Source organism: Anaerocolumna jejuensis DSM 15929, assembly GCF_900142215.1.
Taxonomy (GTDB): Bacteria; Bacillota; Clostridia; order Lachnospirales; family Lachnospiraceae; genus Anaerocolumna; species Anaerocolumna jejuensis.
On the sequence record NZ_FRAC01000006.1, the window covers coordinates 653495 to 677675 of the forward strand.

General features: G+C 40.6%; 17 protein-coding genes. 2 read left to right on the plus strand and 15 right to left on the minus strand.

The genetic code is table 11. The features are described 5' to 3' along the window. Window positions 1-8: 8 nt before the first annotated feature. The 8 genes from BUB77_RS02945 to BUB77_RS02980 form a co-directional block, all read right to left on the minus strand. Entirely contained in the window at window positions 9-1241 is a 1233-nt protein-coding gene (locus tag BUB77_RS02945) for a saccharopine dehydrogenase family protein (protein WP_073272723.1), read from the minus strand. A 224-nt stretch (window positions 1242-1465) separates the two neighbouring features. After that, on the minus strand, window positions 1466-2317 hold the full coding sequence (speE, locus tag BUB77_RS02950) for a polyamine aminopropyltransferase (protein ID WP_073272725.1): 852 nt from the start codon (window positions 2315-2317) through the stop codon (window positions 1466-1468). A 2-nt stretch (window positions 2318-2319) separates the two neighbouring features. Continuing rightward, window positions 2320-3774: an aminotransferase class I/II-fold pyridoxal phosphate-dependent enzyme gene (locus BUB77_RS02955; protein ID WP_073272726.1), complete on the minus strand. Its 1455-nt coding sequence runs from the start codon at window positions 3772-3774 to the stop codon at window positions 2320-2322. A gap of 60 nt (window positions 3775-3834) precedes the next feature. Continuing rightward, window positions 3835-4638 carry an adenosylmethionine decarboxylase gene (gene speD, locus BUB77_RS02960; protein WP_334293039.1) on the minus strand — a complete coding sequence of 268 codons (804 nt, stop codon included), beginning with the start codon at window positions 4636-4638 and terminating at the stop codon, window positions 3835-3837. A 283-nt stretch (window positions 4639-4921) separates the two neighbouring features. Beyond that, complete coding sequence (locus BUB77_RS02965; RefSeq protein WP_073272731.1) at window positions 4922-6829, minus strand: ADP-ribosylglycohydrolase family protein; 1908 nt, start codon at window positions 6827-6829, stop codon at window positions 4922-4924. A 15-nt stretch (window positions 6830-6844) separates the two neighbouring features. Then, complete coding sequence (locus BUB77_RS02970) at window positions 6845-7681, minus strand: carbohydrate ABC transporter permease (RefSeq protein WP_073272733.1); 837 nt, start codon at window positions 7679-7681, stop codon at window positions 6845-6847. After that, entirely contained in the window at window positions 7678-8583 is a 906-nt protein-coding gene (locus BUB77_RS02975; RefSeq protein ID WP_073272734.1) for a carbohydrate ABC transporter permease, read from the minus strand. The genes BUB77_RS02970 and BUB77_RS02975 overlap by 4 nt, the downstream gene beginning before the upstream one ends. A 61-nt stretch (window positions 8584-8644) precedes the next feature. After that, window positions 8645-9973 carry an ABC transporter substrate-binding protein gene (locus BUB77_RS02980; protein WP_073272736.1) on the minus strand — a complete coding sequence of 443 codons (1329 nt, stop codon included), beginning with the start codon at window positions 9971-9973 and terminating at the stop codon, window positions 8645-8647. Between the two features lie 193 nt (window positions 9974-10166). On the opposite strand from BUB77_RS02980, the gene BUB77_RS02985 reads away from it, so the two are divergent. After that, window positions 10167-11906, plus strand: a complete 1740-nt coding sequence (locus tag BUB77_RS02985; protein ID WP_242962347.1) for a sensor histidine kinase — start codon at window positions 10167-10169, stop codon at window positions 11904-11906. Between the two features lie 18 nt (window positions 11907-11924). Next, window positions 11925-13544: a response regulator transcription factor gene (locus BUB77_RS02990; RefSeq protein ID WP_084123875.1), complete on the plus strand. Its 1620-nt coding sequence runs from the start codon at window positions 11925-11927 to the stop codon at window positions 13542-13544. Between the two features lie 211 nt (window positions 13545-13755). Here the strand turns inward: BUB77_RS02990 and BUB77_RS02995 are convergent, their stop codons facing one another. The 7 genes from BUB77_RS02995 to BUB77_RS03025 form a co-directional block, all read right to left on the minus strand. Then, the gene (locus BUB77_RS02995; protein WP_073272740.1) at window positions 13756-14934 is read right to left on the minus strand and encodes an ABC transporter permease; all 1179 of its coding nucleotides are present in this window, start codon (window positions 14932-14934) and stop codon (window positions 13756-13758) included. Beyond that, window positions 14912-15661, minus strand: a complete 750-nt coding sequence (locus BUB77_RS03000) for an ABC transporter ATP-binding protein (RefSeq protein WP_073272742.1) — start codon at window positions 15659-15661, stop codon at window positions 14912-14914. The genes BUB77_RS02995 and BUB77_RS03000 overlap by 23 nt, the downstream gene beginning before the upstream one ends. 8 nt (window positions 15662-15669) lie before the next feature. Continuing rightward, window positions 15670-17337, minus strand: a complete 1668-nt coding sequence (locus BUB77_RS03005) for an RND family efflux transporter (protein ID WP_170866565.1) — start codon at window positions 17335-17337, stop codon at window positions 15670-15672. Between the two features lie 68 nt (window positions 17338-17405). Beyond that, the gene (locus BUB77_RS03010) at window positions 17406-19769 is read right to left on the minus strand and encodes an S-layer homology domain-containing protein (protein ID WP_073272745.1); all 2364 of its coding nucleotides are present in this window, start codon (window positions 19767-19769) and stop codon (window positions 17406-17408) included. Between the two features lie 980 nt (window positions 19770-20749). After that, window positions 20750-21928 carry an MFS transporter gene (locus BUB77_RS03015; protein ID WP_073272747.1) on the minus strand — a complete coding sequence of 393 codons (1179 nt, stop codon included), beginning with the start codon at window positions 21926-21928 and terminating at the stop codon, window positions 20750-20752. A gap of 21 nt (window positions 21929-21949) precedes the next feature. Further along, on the minus strand, window positions 21950-23194 hold the full coding sequence (locus tag BUB77_RS03020) for a peptidase U32 family protein (RefSeq protein ID WP_330392480.1): 1245 nt from the start codon (window positions 23192-23194) through the stop codon (window positions 21950-21952). A 197-nt stretch (window positions 23195-23391) separates the two neighbouring features. Then, the gene (locus tag BUB77_RS03025; protein ID WP_073272749.1) at window positions 23392-24045 is read right to left on the minus strand and encodes an O-methyltransferase; all 654 of its coding nucleotides are present in this window, start codon (window positions 24043-24045) and stop codon (window positions 23392-23394) included. Between the last annotated feature and the right edge of the window lie 136 nt (window positions 24046-24181).

The following is a 24181-nucleotide window of genomic DNA, read 5'->3' on the forward strand; positions in this document are numbered from 1 at the left end:
CTCCTCCATTAGTCCACTAGCTTTGGCGCAAAGGATTCCTTCCAGGGAAGTCCGCAGCGGTTCAATTCCTCCATGAAAGGGTCGGGATCAAATTCCTCCACGTTATATACACCGGGCTTCTTCCATAATCCTTTTAATACCATCATGGCACCAATCATGGCAGGCACACCAGTAGTATAGGAAATTGCCTGGGAACCTACTTCTTTGTAGCATTCCTCATGGTCGCAGACATTGTATAAATAATATTTCTTTTCCTTGCCATCCTTTATGCCCTGGAAGATACAGCCGATATTGGTTTTTCCCTTGGTCCTTGGTCCTAAGGAAGCAGGGTCCGGAAGAACGGCTTTTAAAAACTGTAAAGGCACAATCTGTTTCCCTTCAAATTCAATCGGTTCAATAGAGGTCATACCCACATTTTCCAGTACTCTTAAGTGTGTAAGGTATCTTTCGGAAAAGGTCATAAAGAAGCGGATTTTCCTGATACCCTTGATATTAAGCGCAAGGGATTCCATTTCCTCATGATGCAGCAGATACATATCTTTTTCGCCGATTACGGGGAAATCATATACCCTCTTAATAGACATAGGCTCTGTCTCAATGAAGCTGCCGTTTTCAAAATAACTTCCGTTAGCCGTTACCTCACGGATATTAATTTCCGGATTAAAGTTGGTGGCAAAGGGGTATCCGTGATCCCCTGCATTTGCATCCAGGATATCTATCTGATGGATTTCATCAAATTCATGCTTCATGGCGTAGGCTGAGAACACGCCTGTTACACCGGGATCAAAGCCACTGCCAAGAACTGCCGTGATTCCGGCTTTTTCAAACTTCTCTCTGTAAGCCCACTGCCACTTATACTCAAATTTAGCGGTATCAAGGGGCTCATAATTAGCTGTGTCCAGATAATCGGTTTTTGTTGCAAGGCAGGCGTCCATAATGGTAAGATCCTGGTAAGGCAGTGCAACATTAATTACAATATCCGGCTGAAAACCGTTAATTAATTCTATCAGCTCTTCCGTATTATCGGCATCCACCCTGGCAGTACTGATTTTCGTAAAGGTATCCTTTCCGTAAAGTGGATTGCTTCCCTGCTCTTTTTCTACATTTTCCTTGTAAGCATCGCATTTGGAAACAGTTCTGCTTGCTATTAAAATTTCCGTAAATACCTCAGGATTCTGGCAGCATTTATGAATTACTACTCCGGCAACTCCTCCGGCACCGATGATTAATGCTTTTGACATAGTAAGACCTCCTTTGTGTTCTTGGCTGACTGTTATTGTATTATTTTACGTTCACTTAGAATTTATTTTATCTGCTTATGAGTATTAAGTTATTAATTTATCTGCTTTTATTTATTAGCTTTATTTATCAGCTTTTTACTTATTAGCTTTGTACTTATCAGTTTTTTACTTATCAGCTTTTTACTTAATCAGCTTTACTTATCAGCTTTTTACTTATCAGCTTTTTACACCAATTCTTCCAACTGTTCTTTGATATAATTGGGGATGGCAAAGGAACCCAAATGCAGCTCTGTATTATAATATCTGGTTTTAAGCCCTAATTTATTCCAGGCTTCCGCCTTTAAATCCTTAATTGGGTCATATTTTTTGGAAGCGAAGCCGAATAACCAGTGTCCTGAAGGGTAAGTCGGTATATGAGCCTGATAGACCCTGGCAATCGGAAAAGTATCCTGGATCCGTTTATGAGCCCTTGTCATAGAGGCCGCATAAGAGGAATAATACATGCTCTCATGCTGGTTCACCAGGATTCCGTCTTCCTTTAGAGCCCTATAGCAGTTACCATAGAATTCCTTTGTAAATAACCCTTCTCCCGGACCAAAGGGGTCCGTGGAATCCACAAGTATCAGGTCATATTCCCCCACTTTTCCTCTGACATACCGAAGTCCGTCTTCAAAGTACAGATGAACCTTCGGGTCAGAAAGTCCGCAGGCCGTTTGAGGCAGGAATTCCTTGCATACCCTTACTACCTCTTCGTCTATTTCCACCATATCAATATGCTCTATATTCGGATAGCGAAGAAGCTCTCTTATAGTTCCGCCGTCACCGGCACCGATTACCAGCACCTTGCTGATGGAAGGGTTTACTGCCATGGGCACATGGGTAATCATATCATGGTAGATAAATTCATCCTTTTCCGTAACCATCAGATAGCCGTCAAGAGTAAGAATCCGTCCGAATTCTCCCGATTCAAAAATATCAATCCTCTGGAAATCACTTTGCAGGCTTACCAGCTGCTTGTCAATCTTAATGGAGAAACGTGCTTCCTCCGTATGGTTTTCCGTATACCATAATTCCATTCCTACACCTCCACGATATTGATATTGTTAACTGCCATATCCTCTGTACCGGTCAAAAGACAGCCCTTTTCTTTGGCATAAAGTATATAATTAACGATATCCTCCGTAATCCTCTCTCCGGGTGCCAGAATGGGAATCCCCGGCGGATAGCACATAACAAACTCTCCGCATATATGGCCGACGGATTGTTTTATCGGAAGGGATTGTTTTTCACTGTAAAAAGCCTGCTGAGGTGCAACAACTACCTCCGGATTAATATATTCATGGTCAAACATTCCGGAATTGTCAGCCTTACCGTAAAGCCTCTTAATCTCAGATAAGGAAGCAATCAAACGTTCAATTTCCATGGCTCTGTCCCCGGCTGAGATAATGGCAAGAAAATTGCTGATATCTCCAAACTCAATCTGGATTCCGTATTCATCTCTTAACAGGTCGTAAACTTCAATCCCCGCCAGTCCTACCTCTCTGGTGTGGACAGAGAGCTTTGTGGGGTCAAAGTCAAAGATGCAATCATAGTCAATCAGCTCATTTCCAAAGGCATAATAGCCTCCAAGCTTATTGATTTCACTTCTGGCATAATCCGCATATTCCACGGTTTTTGCAAAAAGCTCTTTTCCGTTAAGGCTCAGGTTCTTTCTGGCGATATCAAGAGATACCAGTAAAAGATAGGAGCCGCTGGTGGTCTGGGTCAGGTTTAGCACCTGTCTTACATGGTGAGGATTCACTCCTTCCCCGCACAGCAGAAATGAGCTTTGGGTCAGGGAACCGCCTGTCTTATGCATGCTGACAGCCGCCATATCCGCACCTGCTGCCATGGCAGATACGGGCATATTTTCTCCAAAGTAAAAATGTGTTCCGTGGGCTTCGTCCACCAGCACCTTTACATTGTGCTCATGGGCAAAGGATACAATCCCCCTGAGGTCAGAGCATACGCCGTAGTAGGTAGGATTATTCACAAGGATTGCTTTTGCTTCCGGATTCGCAAGGATTGCCTTCTTTACCTCTTCAAGGGACATGCCCAGAGGGATTCCAAGGTCCTTATTGACGCCGGGATTAACATATACGGGTACTGCTCCGCAGACTACCAGTGCATTAATCGCACTGCGGTGGACATTTCTTGGCATGATGACCTTGTCCCCTGCCTTACAGACAGACATGATCATGCCCTGTACTGCTGCAGTCGTTCCGTTTACAATAAAAAAGGCGGCCTCCGCCCCAAAAGCATCGGCTGCAATCTGCTCTGCTTCGCGGATAACGGAAGTAGGATGGCAAAGGTTGTCCAAAGGCTTCATAGAATTTACATCCACCTTCATACAGTTCTCACCTAAGAATTCCGTGAGCTCCTTGTTACCTCTTCCGCCTTTATGGCCGGGAACGTCAAAGGGTACTACCCTGTTCCCTTTATGCTTCTTAAGCGCCTCAAAAATAGGCGCTTTTTGCTGAAGGAGTAAGTTCATTATTTCGTCGGAAAGTATTTACCCAGTTGGGATGTATTTACCCGACTTCCCTCCTCTCCACTAATATATATTCATACCGCTGAATATCTCTATCATCTCTTTGCGCAGGTTGCTGGTAATTTCAAGCCTTTGCTTTGGCGGCAACTCATACACATCCAGATTGAACAGATAATTCTGCAGTTCTATTTCTTTAATGAGCATCTTGGTGTGAAAAATATTTGACTGGTATACATTCACATCAATGGCATCATATTTGGTCAGTGTCACATCATCGATATAATCCTGTATGGAAGTTATATCATGATCGATATAATATTTTTTGCCTTCAACATCTCTGGTAAAGCCTCTGACTCTGTAATCAATGGTAATAATATCCGAGTCGAAACTCCCTATCAGATAATCCAGCGCGTTCAGCGGTGATATTTCGCCGCAGGTAGACACATCAATATCTACACGAAAAGTGGATATGGAGTTATCAGGATGATACTCCGGAAAAGTATGCACTGTAACATGACTTTTATCCAGATGCCCATGCACTGTCTCTCTTAAATGCTCGGTGTATTTCCCCTGGTTGCAGGATTCGTCAATATGCTCCACGGAAAGGTCTCCCTCTGCAATTAAAATATTTACAGAAGCACCCTGCGGATCATAATCCTGCTTTGAGATATTCAATATATGAGCTCCAATCATCTCTGTTACATCACATAAGATTTTTGTTAATCTTTCGGAATTATACTGTTCATCAATGTAAGCAATATAATCCTTTTGCTCTCTCTCACTTTTTGCATAGCAAACATCATAGATGTTGAAGCTAAGTGTTTTTGTGAGGTTGTTAAAGCCATACAATGTCAGCTTTTTCTCCAACCCTAACATCACAACCTTTCTATTACATAATCGGCTTACATTGTAGCATGTTTGTGTATAAAAATCAATGTGATTTTCTATAAGGCTTTCTAAAAAAAATGTAAATAAAAAAAGGAAGAAAACGGCAGGTTTGCAGAGGATATTCCTGTGATTTTTTCTGCCGCTTCCTCCCCTCTGCTATGGGAAAAAGCAGCTCCACCATAATCCCTGTGGAACTGCTTTTCTTAACTACCCTGCTATCAAATTCTCCTGCCTTTTCCCCATAAGCTACAAAATAGAATATTTACCGTAAAAAAGTCAGGTCGGTAATCCACTTCTGCGTATGATAATGCTTCCCTTCAAATTTCCGAAAGCCAACAGAAAAATCCATATACTTTCCTCTTCGCAGCAATTTCAGAACAAATCTGTTCCTGCCTTCCTTTAATTCTATTATTTCAGAATTATTATTGGGAGTCCAGTAACGCATTTCATCTTTTTCCAATACCAGTTCTTTATCCAGCCATATTTTGAATCCGTCACTATTCCCAACTACCAACCATACCTTCCTTTTTTCATCGGACCAGATATCAAAGGAGCAGTAATAGCACACTGGCCCTTCCGCAGAGTATTTCCTGTCAAAATCAAGTTTATCTTCCGGGGCATGAAGAATATCCATATATGGATATTCTTCCTCCAACAGCAGATTTTCCTCCAGATATTCCCTGGTAAGGCTGACCTCATTATTACACATGCACTCAACTGAAGGCAATACACAGCCCTCAGGATGCGGGGAAGGGTGAGCCGGATTTGCCTGCTTTTTAAGCTGCTCGGTAAAAATACCATGTATTTTTACCGGAAGCATACCGCATATGCCAAACTGGATGATTTTGCTTTCTTCCTTCCCTTTTTCCGTTAATTTAATATCAATAATGTTTTTATCTTTTATTCTATTGTATTCAGCATCTAATGCTATTCTATTATGCAGTATAATGTTTTTATCCGCCTCTACCGTAATGTCCGCACTTATAAGGTCCGCCTTCCAGCCGGAGGGCAGATTATCCAACTGCAATTTACCTTTCCAATCCGCAGTCCTATGATTTGTTACCTGAATGGTGAAATAGCATTCACCGCCTGCCGAGACAGCAGGTATTTCCTCATATCCAACCTTTATCTCTATGTCTCCTGGAGCCTCCCAGCTAATAAGAGACACCTTATCCGGGATACTTGTGATAACTCCTGCTTCTTTTTGGGCTTGTATGGAAAGGCCAATTTGTACTGTCTCTTCTGCAAGGGTCTTTATCCTGTTATCCTTTCGTTTCACGTCAATTCCAATAACAAGTTTATCCTGTACCAGATTTAGCAGCCTGTCCTCAATATTACTGTATCCTAAAATGACCCCCAATACCGCTGCTGCCGACGCACAGGTACAATCGGTATCATATCCGCAGCTTAATGCTATCTGGATTGTTTTTTCCATATTCCTATCCCCGTATAGAAGGGCAAGTACTATAAATCCAATATTTTGAATACAATTCGTAAAATCAGGATGTCCAAAATACGTCAGAATTTTTTCTCTGGTTTCTAAATAGGAAAGCTTTGTATCATAGCAGCTTACTACCATTTGGATGCAGCGGTAAAGCTTTGAGCCGAAAGGAATTCTTCGCAATCCTTCTTCTATTAAGCTTCTTAAATCCTGTTCATAAAACGCCATACTTTCTATTACCGCTAAAAACACCTCTCCAAAGACAGCATTTTCTCCGTGGTCCAGCCTGGCATCCATAGCGGCATACTCTGCTGCCCTATCCGGCTTTCCCGGTGATATAAATCCCCATATTTCAGAACGGATAGGGCAGCCCATCCCTTCATAAAAAAACGAATTGTTAAAGCTCCCGGAAAGGGGCGGCTTAATACCCCTTTCATAGTTCTTTAAGAAATAACCATATTCACTGAACGGATACCAGCACTGATGATACCAGGCATCTGCCAGGTCTTCTCCCTTTATGCCAGGTCCTTTTTTCTGCAGCACCTCAAGCCATAGAAGCTGCAGATCCAAATCATCATTGGGAAGCTCCGTATTCATGATTTCTTTAAAATCTTTTATATCTATTATTTCTTTTATCCCTTCAACAGGTGCTCCTGCCGCTCCTCCAAGGCATTTTCCGAACCATCCTCCATATACCTTATCAAGATAAGTCCCATATGTAATAGGCATTTTCTACCTCCTTTCCTATTTTAAGATTGCGCCTGCCGATAATGTCTTTTCTACCTCATTACTGAAAAATAAAAAGAGGAGAATGGGAAGAATGCTTGTTATTACCATTGCCGCAAACATTCCGCCATAATCTGTTCCATATTTGCCGGAAGAATAATTCATTAGTGCAATGGGAAGGGTTCGGTATTTCTCCCCTGTTATAAGAACCAATGCATAGATAAATTCATTCCAGCTGTTAATAAAGATATTAATGCTCATACTTGCTATTGCCGGTTTTATTAAAGGCATTATGATACGAAAAAGGATCGTGAACAGACCCGCTCCGTCCATTACGGCCGCTTCTTCCATTTCAAAGGGAATTCCTTTCATAAAACTGGAAGCCATAATAGTGGACATTGCAATATTAAAAGCTGATATGGTAAGTATCAGGGAAACCGGATTGTTAATTAAATGCATCTGGCGAAGCATGATAAAGATTGGTACGATAACAATTTGGGAGGGCAGTAAAATTCCGAGCATTATAAGATTATTGATTTTTCCTGAAAGCTTCCAACGCATTCTGGTTAAAGCATAGGCCAGCATCGTGGATACTATGATGGTAAGTACCAGAGTACAGGCAGTTACCACTACACTGTTCAGAAAAAACTTAGGAATCTGCCTCTCAAATATGGCGTCGGTATAATTCCGGTATTTCCAGACCTCCGGTAACCGGAAGGAATCTCCTGTCATTATGACATCGGTATCTTTAAAGGAATTAATGAACATCCAAAACAATGGATACACGGAAGTGAATGCAAAAATGATAAATATAACTGTAATGAGGCCCCTTATCCACTTATTCTGTATTCTCACAGGGATATCACTTCCTTTCTTTTTTTCTCTTTCCGTTCCCCAAATACCTTGTTAATTACAGTTATCAGTATAAAGGTTTCCGCAATCGCCAGGACTGCTACCGCTGCGGCCACACCATACCGCTGGTTAGAAAAGGCCTGTCTGTACATGTACATCATAACAGTCTGGGTCATATCTCCCGGCCCGCCTCCTGTCATAATAAAGACCTGCGGAAAGGTATAAAGTCCTCCTGTTGCAGATATGATAAAACATACCTTCGCCACATCCTTTAACAAGGGAAGTGTAATGCTTTTTGTAACGTGCAGGAAATTGGCTCCATCTATCTGAGCCGCCTCGTAATAGCTTTCCGGAATGGATTTGATTCCGGAATAGGCCAATAATAAATCCATGCCAAAGGACCACCACATGCCTACAATGGCAATGCATATCATAGCGGTTTTGGGATTACTGAGCCATTGGTGCTTTAAAAAGCCAAGGCCAGCATTTTCAAGGAAGCTGTTTAATAATCCCCAATCAGCATGATAAACTGTCAGCCAGAGCTGGGAAATGACAGAAATGGAAAGGACCAATGGGATTAAAAAAGCACTTCTTAAGACTTTTTGCGTTCTTTTTCCTAAAGTGCATAAAAGTATGGCTACACCAATACCCAATACAGCATTGCAAAGCACCGCCAAAGCACTTAATCCCAGGGAAGACCAGTTCGCTTTTAGAAAGGCCCTGTCCTTTAATATCCTTTTATAATTGTCAAGTCTCGCAAAAACTGCAGGCGAGAGCCCATCCGTATTTTGAAATGACATGATTACAATGTTGCATAAGGGATAGATGACAAATACAGCAAATAAGATAAGCGCCGGGGCACATAGTAAGGCTATGTACCATTTATTTTCCAATACTTTTTTCATGTTTCATCCTCTCCAGGCCAGTCAATTTCCGCCGCCTTTCAGGGCGGCGGTGATTTTAAAACTATTGTTCCAGTACAGCCTTATCCATATCAGCCAGGTAATTATCTACCGTATATTCCGGTGTATTTGTCATGAACATGCTGGTATCCTGCATAACCTCAGAAGTGCCTGCAGCCGTTGGCATCACATCCTGTACCAGGCCGTAGACAAAGCCAAATTTCTGCATGTCTGCTGCAAGCTGTGCAACAGGTTCTGCAAATTCTACTGCTTTTTTCCAGCCCATTTTATCCGGATTATATACCGTAAAGGGATTTCCTTTTTCTTCATAAACGTAACGGCAGCGAAGTTCCGATACTGCCTGGCAAAGTGCCGCTGCTTCTTTCGGGTGCTTTGTGCCGGCATATGCCATCATACCTGAATTCTGCTTTACGCCGCCAGCAACATTTTTACCATAGGAATCCAACTTGCTGTCATCCAGAACGGGATAATAAAAATATCCAAAGTCATCTCCCATCTTATCGGCACCGGATGCTACTGCCCAGGACCCATTTGCCATCATAGCAGCTTTTCCGCTCTCAAACATCGGCAAGGCTTCATCAATTCCCGTTAAAGCAACATTATCCGAAAAAGCTCCCATATCCAACAGCTCCTTCATAAATCCGGCTGCTTTACGGTAGGGTTCATCGGTAAATTTTGCAGTGCCCTCCACAATCTTCTTTGTAATCTGAGGATCAACGGAGTAAGCAAATCCCTCTACCATCATTGCTGCACACCAGCCGTCCTTTGCGCCTACCGCTATGGGTACATACTCTGTTCCTGCCAGTACTTCCACTACTTTCTTCAGTTCACTTGCTGTTTTTGGTACCTGAAGGTTATACTTTTCAAATATTCCCTTATTGTATAACATGATTTCATACGCAATATCCTCAAAGGGTACCGCATAAATATGTCCGTCTGCCGCCGGGAGCTTGGCAGAAGGAATTACCTTGTCCCAGTAACCGCTGCCGTTAAGATAGTCATCCAAGGCAAGGGCACTGTCTGATTTTAAGATAGGAGCTGCCCAGCTGCCGCCTCTTTCCCACCAAACATCCAGTTCTTCTCCGCCGGCAGCAATCATTGTCCTGACCTTTGTTTCATATGTCTGGGCATCTCCCGGACTCATATCCAGCTCCACCTCCACATCGGGTAAAACTTCCGGAAGATGCTTCATTACATACTCCATCTCTTTTTGAACATTCTCATCCGTGTCATTAAAAAGCATGTTCAGTTTGACCTTCTCTGCCTTGGTCCCCTGTTTCTCCCCTTCCTTAACCTTACTCTGACATGCGGTAAAATTTGCTGCCATGGTTAAAATAAGCATACAGGCCATCATTTTTTTCATAAGTTTCATATACCTTACCTCCTTTTGTGATGATTACATTCTATAAAACATTTCCCCAATAGAAAATGGAATTTTCATACCTGACATGGAAAAAAGGCAACACATTGATTGTTTTTCTTTCTTTTTTTCTTCATAATTACTATAATAATACTACACCACGCGAATATTTTGACACATCAGACAAAGGAAGAGGTGATTTCTGTTGAGCTTTTGGAACAAATTAAATCTGAAGCAAAAAATACTAACTGTTTTTATCCCCCTCATCGTCTTATCCATTCTGCTTATACTGACAGTGTCCGTTTCTGTCATTGCGAGAAGCAGCAGAAAGGAAACCATACAAAACGCCATTGACAAATGTACCCTTGTGGGCAAACAGGCAGAGCTTATCATCAGCAATACCACGTACAATATAAAGGCTTTTTCAACCAGCTCCACTCTTCAGGAATCTATCCGTGCCGACTATACAAAGGATACCTATGGCAGCTATCTGTTTTACAGTGCCATGCATACCTCCGTTTATAATATCATGGATATTGAAAACCTGATTTCAAGCGGTTATGTCCAAACTTTTGACAATAGAATCTATGATATAAAAACCGACAAGGTTTCTTATGCTCCTGATAATTACATGCAAAAGGAATATCATTATATTACCTCAATGGGCGGCCAGATACTCATCCGTCCGGCAACAGATAAAAGTGTTAAAAGTGCTTATAATATCTCCAAAACCTTAATTGATATCAAAACCGGCAACTGCCTGGGAATTCTGTCCTTTAATATAAAAGAATCTCTTTTCTACCAGTCTTACAGCAATATATCCGATTCACAGGAGGAAGAATTTCTGATTACAGATGGCAGCGGAAAGATTATATCTGCCAAAAACCGCTCTCTGCCCGGAAAAACTATCAGCTCCGACATGCTGCATTTGATTGGAGAAAGTAAAACTGCCTCCAGGGAACTGGTATATGAAAGGGAAAAAAAGATGGCCGTATCCGTTCCTGTCGGTGAGACCGGATATCATGTCATCTGCCTGATTCCTTATAAATCCATTTACCAGAATGCTTTAGAGCTTGTTCGGATTCTGTTAATTATAGGTGTGCTGGTCTTGATTACCACCTTTTTTCTAGCCCGTTTTTTGGCAGAAAGCCTTGTATGGCCCCTGCAGAAATTAACCTCCTTTGCTGGTAAAGTCGGAGAAGGTTCTCTGGATATCTCCATTGAATTGAACTCATCGGATGAAATAGGCCTGTTAGCCAGGCAATTTCAGAAAATGGTGCAAAACATCAAACAGCTGACCCAGCAAATTTATACCGAACAAAACAATAAACGGGAATATGAACTGCGCCTTTTGCAATCCCAGATAAATCCCCATTTTTTGTATAACTGCCTGGATAACATCACTACCTTGATAGAGGCCGGCGAAAATTCCACAGCCGTTAATATGATTCATCATCTTGGCAGGTATTACCGTTTCATATTAAGCAAAGGACGCAATATCATCACAATAAAAGAAGAAATACAGATTGTAAAGGATTATCTTGAAATACAGCTGATTAAAAAGCCCGGACTTTTTACTTATGATATACAGGCAGAAGATACAGTGAAGGATTATAAAATATTGAAATTCCTTCTTCAACCCATTGTAGAAAACTCTGTGATTCATGGATTTTCAAACTGTGAATACAATGGGTGCATTGGCGTAAGTTTCCATGTAAATGAGAAGGATGATATTGTTATCACCATAGAAGACAATGGACAGGGCATCCCGCAAAAGACCTTGGAACAGATATTTATCCCCTCGGAAGTATCCATACCAAAACACTTTGGGCTGTCCAATATTAATGAACGTATCCGGCTTAAATTTGGTGAAGCCTATGGACTTACAATTATGCCAAAAGAAACAGGAACCGTCATAACATTGACCTTTCCTAAAATGCTTTGAAATTAGCGTGAGAAAGGTATGGTTATTTATATGTATAAAATAATGTTTGTAGATGATGACCCTCTGGTAATCAAAAGACTTAAGAATATTCTGGACTGGGGTTCCCTGGGCTTTGAAGTAACGGGATGGGCGAAGGACGGAAAAGAGGCTCTTACCCACATGAAAGAGCAATCCCCCCATGTAGTGATTACCGATATTAACATGCCCAATATGAATGGCTTGCAGTTTGTGGAGAAAGCCAAACTAGTATGCCCCCATACCCAATATATTTTATTAACCATAAATGACAGCTTTGGCTGTGCCCAGCAGGCACTTAATATGGGGGTATACCATTACCTTTTAAAGCCTGTTGAAAAAGATAAATTAAAGGCTCTCATAAAAGAACTCCTATCATTTTTCCAGACCAGCGAGGAGCAGTCCCAATATGTCTATACCCTTGAAAATAAAGCCGGCTTAAGTGAAAAGATGATTAGGGACAAGTATTTGAACTGGCTGGTCTCCGGCTGCCAGCCTCTTTCAGAAGAGCAGATAGCAGAAAATTTCAGTTTTTATAAAATACCAATTCAGGCTGATAAATTCGGGATGATTTCCATCCATATCAACAACCTGGATATCCAGTCAACAGCCCGGCAGCATTTTACGGCTTTAATTGATACCATAATCAACTGCGTAGAAAACGCTCTCTGCTACTATAAAAACTATGCTGTTTTCAGCGACCCTGCCTACAGGATTAATATTCTTCTTGGTTATAACGAGCAGGACAGCTCTGTCATTCCCAATGGGGAAGTTATCTGTCAGAACCTTAAGGATTCTCTTCTGTTTGAATTAAATCTTCCGGTGACACTATTCTATAGCCGCCGGTATACAGGCTATCAAAATATATACAGATGCTACTACGAAACCAAATACCTTCAAAAATATACCCAGGGTATTATGGATATGGGAATAATCTCATATGAAAGTTTTATGTCCTATACCCTCCCCATATCCATCGATTTTGATAAAATGAGATCAACTGTATTAAAATATCTAAGAAATAATGCCTTTGACGAATTAAAAACTTATGTCACGGATGCCGTATGCGGACTCCCCATAAATGTACCCTCATTAGAGTACTGTAATATTATCAGTATTGATTTTATAATGACAGGAATTATGTTCATGCAGGAAAACAAGACTCCTTTAAGGGATATCTTCCATAAATATTATGACCCCATAAATGAAATTTCTGAGCTTACAACACCAGCAGAGAGAGCTGCTTTTGTTATAAATTTTTATGAAATCATGCTGGATTATAACCGTACCCATAAAATATCTTCCGGTAAAAGCCTGGTGCAAAAAACCATGGAGCTGATTGAACAGAATACTGCTAATCCTTCCCTGTCCGTAAAATGGCTGGCTGCACAATTATATTTGAATGAAAATTATTTAAGCCGGCAGTTCCACAGGGAAACCGGCAACTTTCTCATTAAGTATATCCAGGAACAAAAGCTTCAAAAAGCCAAATATTTTCTGGAACAGGGCTACTCCAATCTTCAAACTGTAGCCCAGATGTCCGGTTTTTCCGATCCTCTCTACTTTAGCAAGTGCTTTAAAAAAAGATATGGTATAGCGCCTTCCAAATATATTTGCAATTAGCTGATATTTATATATTTCTTTTATAATACAGACTTTAATCCACCCTTTCAATACTGATATACCTTTTTGTTTATTTAATGCTATATTATATTCCACATGTAATAATAAAAAATAAAAGAAAATAATAAATAAAGTCTCAGAAAGTAAAAAGCAGTATCCAAAACCTGCCAAAACAGCTCCGGATACTGCACATCTTAAGTACTCTATTATTTTATTCACTTCTTAAGGCTTCAATGGGATTAAGCTTTGCGGCCTTATTCGCCGGCAGATATCCGAACAGGATACCGATACCTGCTGATATTCCAAAGGATATCAGGATAACGTTAAGGGAGGGCGTTGCATTATAGCCGATGGCCTTTCCAATCTGGATACTCGCAAAAGCTCCTAAAAGAATTCCAGCCATTCCGCCGATACCGCTTGTCAATCCGGCTTCCATAACGAACTGCCTCATGATATCCCTTTTCTTTGCTCCAAGGGATTTCCTGATACCTATCTCTCTGGTTCTTTCCGTTACGGACACCAGCATGATATTCATAATTCCAATTCCGGCAACCAAAAGGGAGATTCCGGCAATTCCTGCAAGAAGGGCTGTCATCATTCCAAGCTGCATGTTAATCTCCTTTAGCATATCAATAAGATTCGTTGCAGAATAGAACTTTTTGTCATGATAAACTTTAAAGAGATAGTCATTAATATCTGAGGTGACCTTTGCTACCACGTTAGTATCCTTTGCCATAAGGAAATAGCTGGTGATACTTCCGATATTGGCCTGCCTGGCTGCTGTTGTGTAGGGAATATAAACGCAATTATCATCGGACCATTCTACATTATCGGCAGTTTCTTTCAGTATCCCTTTTATGGTATAAGATTCACCATTAATTTTAAGAATATCCCCTATCTTAGCCTTCTGTTTAAAGACCTTTAAGTCAATGTAGCTGCCAATAACACAGGTCTTTTGAAGGTCAGCCACATCCATATAATTGATGAAGCTTCCCTTTTCCACCTTCTTGTCATTTAGCTTGGCATAGTTTTCATCCACGCCAGTAATGTTAACACCCTCCAATTTATCAGCATTGCCTTTTATGGTAGTCTGAAGGGAAACATTAGGAATTACCGCCCTAACGGTATCCTTATGCTTTTTTGCATAATCATACATGTCTTTTTCTGTAATTATCACATCTCCATTTCGGCCAATGAGAGAAACCGTAACATTATTTACACCCATTGATCCAAAGGAGGATTTCATTTCCCTTGTCATACCCTGCATAAGGCTTACCATAATAATAACGGAAGCAACACCGATAATCATGCCTAACATCGTGAGGAAGGAGCGCATTTTATTGCTTATGATACTGCTCCAGGATAGTTTAAATACCTGTATCGGATTCATGCTCTTCCTCACTTTCCTTTACAAAGTCTTTGTATTTTTCAACCGGTCCGTCAAAAGTAATCTTACCATCCATTATCCGGATGACTCTTTTTGCCTCTGCTGCAATGGAGTTATCATGGGTAATCAGAATAATGGTATTTCCTTCCTGGTTCAGATCCTTTAACAAATCCAATACTTCTCTGCTGGTACGGGAGTCCAGGGCTCCGGTAGGCTCATCAGCCAGAATAAGGGAAGGATTCCCCGCCAGTGCTCTGGCTATGGATACCCTCTGCTGCTGTCCGCCCGATAACTGATTGGGAAGATTTCTCCATTTATCACCTATCCCTACCTTTTCCAGAACCTCCAAGGCTCTTTTCTTTCGCTTTCCCTCACCCATTCCTGCATATAAAAGGGGAAGTGAAACATTCTCCATGAGGTTTTGCTTCGGAAGCAGGTTGTATTGCTGGAATACAAATCCAATCATTTTATTACGTATTTGGGCCAGATAATCTCCCTTCATTTTACTGACATCCTGTCCTTCCAGGATGTATTTACCACTGGTGGGAGTATCCAATGCTCCGATAATATTCATGAGTGTTGACTTGCCGCTGCCGGATTTTCCGACAATTGCTACAAATTCTCCCTGATTTATCTGTAGGTTGATACCATCATTGGCATTGACTACCGTATCACCCATATTATATACCTTATGTATATCTATCATTTCAATTAAAGGCGCTGTATCCATGTCTCCTCCTACTCTGTCGTCACAGTTACTCCATCACTGCTGCTGTAACCTCCGCCACCCATACCGATTCCACTGGTATCTGCATATGGAACATATACCTCATCGCCTTCCTTCAGTCCTGACTTGATTTCTACATTTGCTCCGTCACTGATTCCAACCTCGACTTCAGCCTCACGGAAACCATCCGGTACACCATCAGCGCTGGCAGCCTTCTCTTTTTCATTCTTCTTGGCCTTATCCTGTTTTGATTTTATATAGACTATATTATCACGCATGATTGCACCAGCAGGTACCAGCAGGGCATTATCGGCTTTTGCTGTTATAATTTTCCCGGTAACATTCATTCCCGGAAGAAGTTTTCCGGTCTTATCTATCCGGATCGTAACCGGATAAGTACTTACTCCATTGGTAGTAGTGCTGTTTAAACCGATTTTCTCTACCTTTCCTTCTATCACTTCACCCGGAAGGGCATCTGCTGTTATCCTGACCTTTTGGCCTACTGAAATATTTCTGATCTGAAGCTCATCAACATTCATACGGAAAGTCATAGCCGATAAATCATAGACAATGGCCAATGCACCCTTTGTAGTGTCGGCTGACGGATCTATCGTATCACCTTTTTTCTTATTTTTCAGAATCACCTGCCCGGAAATAGGAGATTTGATACTGTAATTGTCCAGCTGATTTTCCTGGTTTTTAAGTGCCAGCTTTGCCTCCTTCAGTGCTATCTTGCTGTCTTCAATTGCACTGTCCGTTTCCTTGGAAGAAAGGGTGTAGATTACACTTCCTTTCTTCATATACTTACCTTCTGTCAGATTCAGCGTATTTATCTTACCCGAACCTTCGGCTGTTATGGTCTGCTCCATACCTGCACGAAAGGTACCGTCACCGGCACATTGCTCCTTACCGATGCTTGCCAAAGCTGTCGCTCCTGCTGTTAATCCGCCGGGATTTTTAACCTTTATAGTTACCTTTTTTACTGATATATTTCCAGAAAGGCTTTCTCCCATGTCGTTAACTGCCGTAACCTGGCCCTTTAATTTCTCCATGGTAGTATCCATCTGAATGTATGCCTGTTTTCCGATGAGGCTATCCTTTGCCAGGGAAGAAAGGAAAGGTACATCAAGGTACATATAATCAGTGTCATAGATATCCGCAATGTTGCCGCCTGCCTGTATGCTATCTCCCTGCTTCACATACAGCTTCTTTACATAGCCCGCTATTTTGGCAGTTCCTTTTAAATCTCCCAGTTTTGTCAGGGAATCTTCATAGTTCTTTTGCGCTTTTTTAAGGGATAAGGAGGAGGTTTCAATACCATTTTTAACATCTTTGGTACTTACTTGATATAGGATATCTCCCTTCTTTACCGAATCACCTTCTTCGAAAGGAGCTGCAAGGACCTCACCCTTTACCAGGGCATTTACTTCATACTTATCCAAAGGTTCTATGGTTCCCTTACCGCTCAGCAAACTCTCTATATTTCCCTTTGTTACCCCTGCCGTTTGCACAGGTGCCTGAGCTACCTTGCCGGCAGGCCTAAAAAACCCTACGGCCTTTATTGCAACAACTGCAATGATAGCAAGTATAACACAATATTTAATTACTTTTTTCCACCTTATATTTTTAAGATTTAATTTTTTCTTTTGCTTCTCACCGTTTATTTCCTTTTTAGCCATATTATCCTCTTTCCTGAATACCCATTTCATGATTGGATAATTCATTTTTCAACCTGTCTTCCGGCAATTTATTTCTTTGTTGCTACAATAACCCTGATTACGCCGCCTTCTAGATTCATCTTATCAATATAGGCATCCACGTAATATTCATTCAGGTTAGAGATATCGGAAAGCTTGGTGAGATAATACTTTTTGTCACTGCAAACATATACGGCCACTTTATCTGAAATGGGATAAGATGCCTCTCCTCCCCGAACCTGATTTTTTTCAATAGCGGAAACTTTAATCTGATTCAAGCCTTTAAAAGCTTTTATTTGATTATCCTTAATTAAAAACCCTTTTGGTCCCGTCGCTTCACCAAAGCTGACCCCCTCGGTAGTGTAGGTTTGTTGGGTTCCGTTGATGTCATAGGTGTAATTACCTATTTTCCGGGTATACTCACCTAAATCCGGATCGAATCCCTTCTCCTCTGTTATGTAGGAAGTTAACAGGATACCATACTGAAAAAGGTCTCCGGTTGCATCGGACAATATCATATCCGTAATTTCACCGGCTTTATTATAGCCGCAGTATATAAGATTCTGGCCTGTTAATTCTATATCTGCCAGTCTTTTTACATTTACCTTAATGTAGTTGCCCTTTACAACATCGATAATTCTGGCACTGGGGGAAATGACAATATTATTAACAAGAGTTGCTTCACTGTTTACCTCTCCCCTGATTAGTGGGGCTGATGTTTTGGATACTACTGCTTCCCCTGATATGTATTTTACCTCTACCGTATCACCCTCATAAATGTTTGTAAGTGTTGTGTCATATTCCTGTTCGTTGCCGTTGGTATCTACTATACGGACATAACCGTTTAAATTGGATTTATCCTTACTGTCTTTGGATACATGCTTTCCGACCTTTAACACATACCCCGCCAGAACAGGCTCAAGTGTCTGGGAAGACATAATACCTGCCACAGTTCCGTCATCGCCCATAAGCAGCACAACACGCATTCCTTCCCTGATGTTACCCTGGGCGGATAAGTCATACCCTACAGCCTGGCTGCCAATGGCATAGGTACTTCCTGCTACAACAATCTCAGTAGGCGCCACCTTGTTGGGCTTTGCACTCTCATAAACTCCATAGACCTTATTGTCATAAGCCCATACGGTTTTCAGTTCTTCCGAATAATAAACCACATCATAGTCTGCTATTTTTCCAATGCTGCTCAGCTCACCGTTTTTATAGACCTTGCCGTTCTTCACATTCTTTGGCAGGCTGTTAATAAAGCTGTCCTTTGCTATGTAAGGGCCTTTTTTGTATTTATTCAAAGTACTTAAATAATCCATATTTCCGTTTTCATCATATGCCCAGACAGTCTTAGCTTCTTTGGAATAATATATGACATCGGAACTGCCAATCTCAACCACCTTGGCCAGCTTGTCATTTTTATATATTTTAGCACTTGCTATACTAAAAGGAAGTTTTTCTTTCCAATTGCTTCCATATAAAAAGGGACCTTTCTTTGTACTATCAAGAAGAGTCTTATAACCGATATCACTGTCGGCATCAAAAGCCCATACGGTTTTTAAGTCGGTAGAATAATAGAGAATATCACCTGTATTAAAATCAGCTTTCTTACAGCTTATCTTGTTTTTATATAACTTTGCCGTACTTAATTTAAAGGGTATTGAATTTTCCCAATTTGAAGCTACAAAAAAGGGACCTTTTAAGGAATCATTCACTTTTTTGTCATAATCAATCTCTCCCTTTGAATCCAGGGCAAATCCGAATGCTTCTCCGTATAAGGTATTTTCTTTGTTCTTAGTACGTAAAAGATTGTAAAATAAGTTCTTGCAATCTTTTCTGCTTAAAGTATCATTTCTTTTTAAACTAAGCTTTTTATTTAGCCCCTTATCCAAATAAAGCCCGTATTTTGCATCTGCAATGTTGCCTTCGAAATCCGTATTACTGTATCCAAGCAGTAAAATGGCACCATTTACAGCTTCCTCCAGCGTTACAGCCTGGCGAGGTTTAAACTTTCCTCCCAGATAGCCACTCATTAACCCCTTATTTACGGCCAGCTTGATATATCCGGAATATTGACCGCTGGGAGAAACATCGGTAAAGATTCTTGCACTGGCATTACCGCTTACTTTCCCTGAATAATTTGATACCTGAACTAACATTTTAGCAAATTCTTCACGGGTTACTTTTTTTTCTTCTCCCCAATTTCCCTTTTTATCTTTTGCAATTACTTTCAGCATCTCCATTACTTTAAGAGAAATGTCACCATTTCCTGATTCATACTTAAAACCAGCTGCATTCTCCACTTTTTTATCTGCATCAGGTGCAGTAATTGTCTCCCCCTTCGTTACCGTTGTCATTGTCATCACCGATAGTATAACTGCCATGACGAAAGAAAGCATTTTCTTTTTCACTCTCATATCTCCTTGTAATGTATTTTATAGTAAAAATTTACAGCTGCCATATTCTTAATTTCCACACTTATATCTTCCATAGGACTGCTATAATACAGCAGTTGTTCTATTTTTAATATAGCAACTATTAATCTAACCCTTTATAAAAAACATGAATATTTTACCATATAATTTAGGTTTAGTCATTAACAAATCCTTACTTATAAATTATAATTCTCTAAAGAATTGCAAAAGATTTGATGAGAACATTTAATAATTGCAGCGGATTAAGTTGAATTATATGGGGTTAGTATATTATTAATACTACATTTCAACGCCAATTAGCACCTGGAATAGCGCTATTCCACCGCTAAAGGGTTTAATTCCTTTTTCTTCAATGTTATTTAGTCTTTGATTATTTACATTTTATAACTCCTCGTTAATATTAAATTAGAGCTTTAATATTTCTAATATTTAGTTGAAAGTTATAATTTTTAACTTGATCAATCATGTTGATTTTTAATATTAATATGATATCATTTTGATATTATATTATCTGCTAGCAGTTATTTTGTCAATAGTAAAATTGGTAAATTTATGAACCACGGTTGTTATACTTACTTTGCTAATGAACATATGGAAGGCCTGATGAGAGCCATTCATATCCATAATGAACCTGTTTAATTCTAAATTATACTGGATTATTATATTATCATTTATTAATTATTTTTAAAATTTAGGGCAGATTTCCGTAAGAAATCTGCCCTAGCTCATTAAACATGGCAATCTGGCATCTGGATCATACTTATCTGCTCAAAAAAGCCCCATAACTTCCCTTTTCATATTGAAGAAAAATACACTGCCGCTAACGTTATAACCACCTGTATTTCTTGGTTATCCCATCTAAACAACAGCATACCTTTCAATCAAAATATCAAAGAAAAGCTATGGGGCTTATTTTATATTTTAAATCTGATATAAATCAGCAACTCAAAATCTCTTTAAGAAGTTACTCTGTTTTTTGGCAAAAGCCCAACAATTAAAAATATCGGAAATATAATTGCAGCAAGTATTCCCACTTTTAAATTATTGTCAAAATTGGAGGACACGCTCCCCACCAGTGTCGGTCCGGCAGAGCAGCCTAAATCTCCTGCAAGGGCAAGAAAGGCAAACATGGCAGTTCCACCTCTTCGGATTGACAGTGCTGCCATACTAAAGGTACCGGGCCAAAGGATGCCCACTGATAACCCGCAAAGACCGCAGCCAATCAGTCCAAGTACCGGAAACGGTGACAGGGAAATTACCAGATAGGATACGATACAAAGGATACTGCTAAATAGCATAAACCTTTTCAGATTTATTTTTTCTCCGTATTTCCCGTAAAATAATCTTGATGTTCCCATCATGACAGCAAACATCATGGGGCCTGCCAGGTCACCCATGGTCTTACTTATACCGAGTCCCCTTTCTGCAAAAGCGGAAGCCCACTGGCTTACTGCCTGTTCACTGGCACCGGCACATACCATAAGAAGCATGAAGAGCCAAAACATTTTATTTCCTATCAGCTCTTTTAATTTTAATCCTTCACTTTCCTCAGAAATTAAAGGAGCAATGGGAACCTTTAAAAAGAGTATTCCATTGAACACCGGAATAAGTGCCCACAGCAAAGCAAGTATCTTCCAATGTTCGATACCGGCAAGGCGAAAAAACAAGGTCGAAAGAAGCACCACTCCTACCTGTCCCCAGCAATAAAAGGAATGAAGAATACTCATGGCCTTTTCTTTATTATCCGTAGGACATGCTACAACAATAGGACTTATTAAAACTTCCAGAAGCCCGCCTCCTGCCGCATATACCATAACTGCAATTAAAAGACCGGTAAAGGGATCCGATAACATTTCCGGCAGTACCGTTAATAAAATAAGCCCTGCTGCCGATAAAACATGGGCTGCCACAGCAGACACACGGTATCCGATTTTATCAATAAACCCCGCCGACAACAGGTCCACTAACAGCTGCAGTCCAAAGTTAAAAGTTACCAGTAAGGTTATCTGGCTTAATGAGATAGAATAGCTTGTCTGCAATGTAATAAAAAGCAGCGGTACAAAATTGTTTACGATAGCTTGTACAATATAACCGATGAAACAAGCATGTATGGTTCTGTTATAGTTCGGTTTCATTATTCTCCCCCCTATGCCTGCTTATTCTTTTCTTCTAAGAATATCGTTCTCCTCAAGTCCCTCACCCAAATTCACGAAGATCACCTGCTTGGGATGAGGACAGCTTTCCATTTCATTGCCTTCTTCATCACGGATGCCCTTTACCGTAAGCATCAGATTCCTTCCATCCGGTTTCATGACTTCAATTTCATCACCTACTGAGAATTTGTTTCTTTGCTCCAGACGGTAATAACCCTCCCCGTTCTTCGCTCCTATAATTCCAAGATAGGTATACTCCTTGATATAGGTGTTATTATCGTAAATCTGGGCATCGGCATCCGGCTTACCAAAGAAAAATCCGGTGGTAAACTGACGGTAGGTACACTTTGAAATTTCTTCCTTGTAATAAAGGATGTTCTTTTCATAAAGAGCCGGATTCTCAAAGAAATCATCAATTGCCCTGCGATAAGTCCTGGCCACGGATGCAACATACAGAGCCGTCTTCATCCTGCCCTCCACCTTAAAGCTGTCAATTCCAGCATCAATTAACTGAGGAATATATTCTATCATGCATAAATCCTTCGAGTTAAAAATATAAGTGCCTCTCTCATTCTCTTCTACCGGCAGGTACTCACCGGGCCTGGTCTCTTCTACCAGATAGTATTTCCAACGGCAGGGATGGGTACAGGCTCCCCTGTTGGCATCTCTTCCGGTAAAATAATTACTCAGCAGACACCTTCCTGAATGTGCCATACACATAGCACCATGAATAAAGGTTTCTATCTCCAGGTCCTCCGGTATGTTATCACGGATACCCTTTATTTCTTCCAAAGACAATTCTCTGGCTGATACAACACGCTTTGCTCCCAGACGGTGCCAGAAACGGTAGGTGGCATAATTGACATTATTGGCCTGGGTACTGATATGAAGCTCCAAATCCGGTGCTATTTCTTTGGCCATCTCAAATACCCCGGGGTCAGATATGATTACAGCATCCGGCTTCATTTCCTTCAGCTCTTCAAAATACTTTCTGATTCCTTCCAAATCCTCATTATGGGCGGTGATGTTGGCAGTTACATATACCTTCTTACCATGAGCATGGGCAAATACGATGCCTTCTTCCATATCTTCCTTTGAGAAATTCTTTGCCTTGGCACGAAGCCCGTACATTTCTCCTCCGATATATATTGCATCCGCGCCATAAAGCACTGCTATCTTTAATACCTCTAAATTGCTTGCCGGAATCAGCAATTCCGGTTTTTTATAGCCTAAATCCTCCATTAACATATGTTTATCCTTACCTTTCTATCTGCAGGCTTATTTAAATTCATGTTTCATATCTTCAATACTTATATAAGCTGAATTTTCACTTTTCCCTCTTTATGTATTAAATAGTTATAATAAAAAGGCTGAAATATATGCAATTTATTCCTGAAAGAGGTAAAAATTTTAATTTCATTTATACAGCCATCAGCTTATATCTACTATTGTTTTATACTTAATGTAACCCCATCTCCTACCGAAAGTACTGTTGTTACCAACTGCTCCGAATGGGTCAGGGTGTACAGGTATTCTCTCATTCTCGTATGGATGGTCCTGTCCCTTCTTGTTATGCCGTATCTTGACTGGGCAACGGTACCATCCTGTAAAACATTATCGGTTGCCAGCAAACCTTCCGGTGCCAATAAGCGTAATACTTCCGGAAGGTAATTCATATACTGGGCTTTGGCAGCGTCCATAAAAATGAAATCATAGCGCTCCCCTTCCTTCTCTGCCAGCTCCTTTAAGACAACAAGAGCATCCCCCTCCAGCAGACGTATTTTATCCGCTTTATCTGTATTTTTTAAGTTTACCCTGGCTTTTACCAGGCGCATTTCCACTTTCTCTATGGTAGTGATATCACAGGTTTTTGGCATGCACTCGCTCATAAACAGGGCGGAAAAACCTACGGCCGTGCCGACTTCCAGAATATGAGCCGGCTTTTTCATAGCCAATAAAAACCGTAACAGGGATTGCGTTTCCTTTTTTATAATGGGTACTTCTTCTTTTACCGCCTCTTTTTCCAAGGTACTGAGATAGAGGGGCAATTCAATGCTTAAGGAATTAATATATGCGGTTATCCGTTCATCAACTATCATAAGTACTCCAATCCTTTACCTGACGAGAGGCTGTTCTTCATCAATGATTCAGAATCATAAATAAAGACAGCCTCTTATAATCATTCTTTGTTTTATGGAACCTTCCGGTAAATCATTGTACCGTTGTTCCATTCTT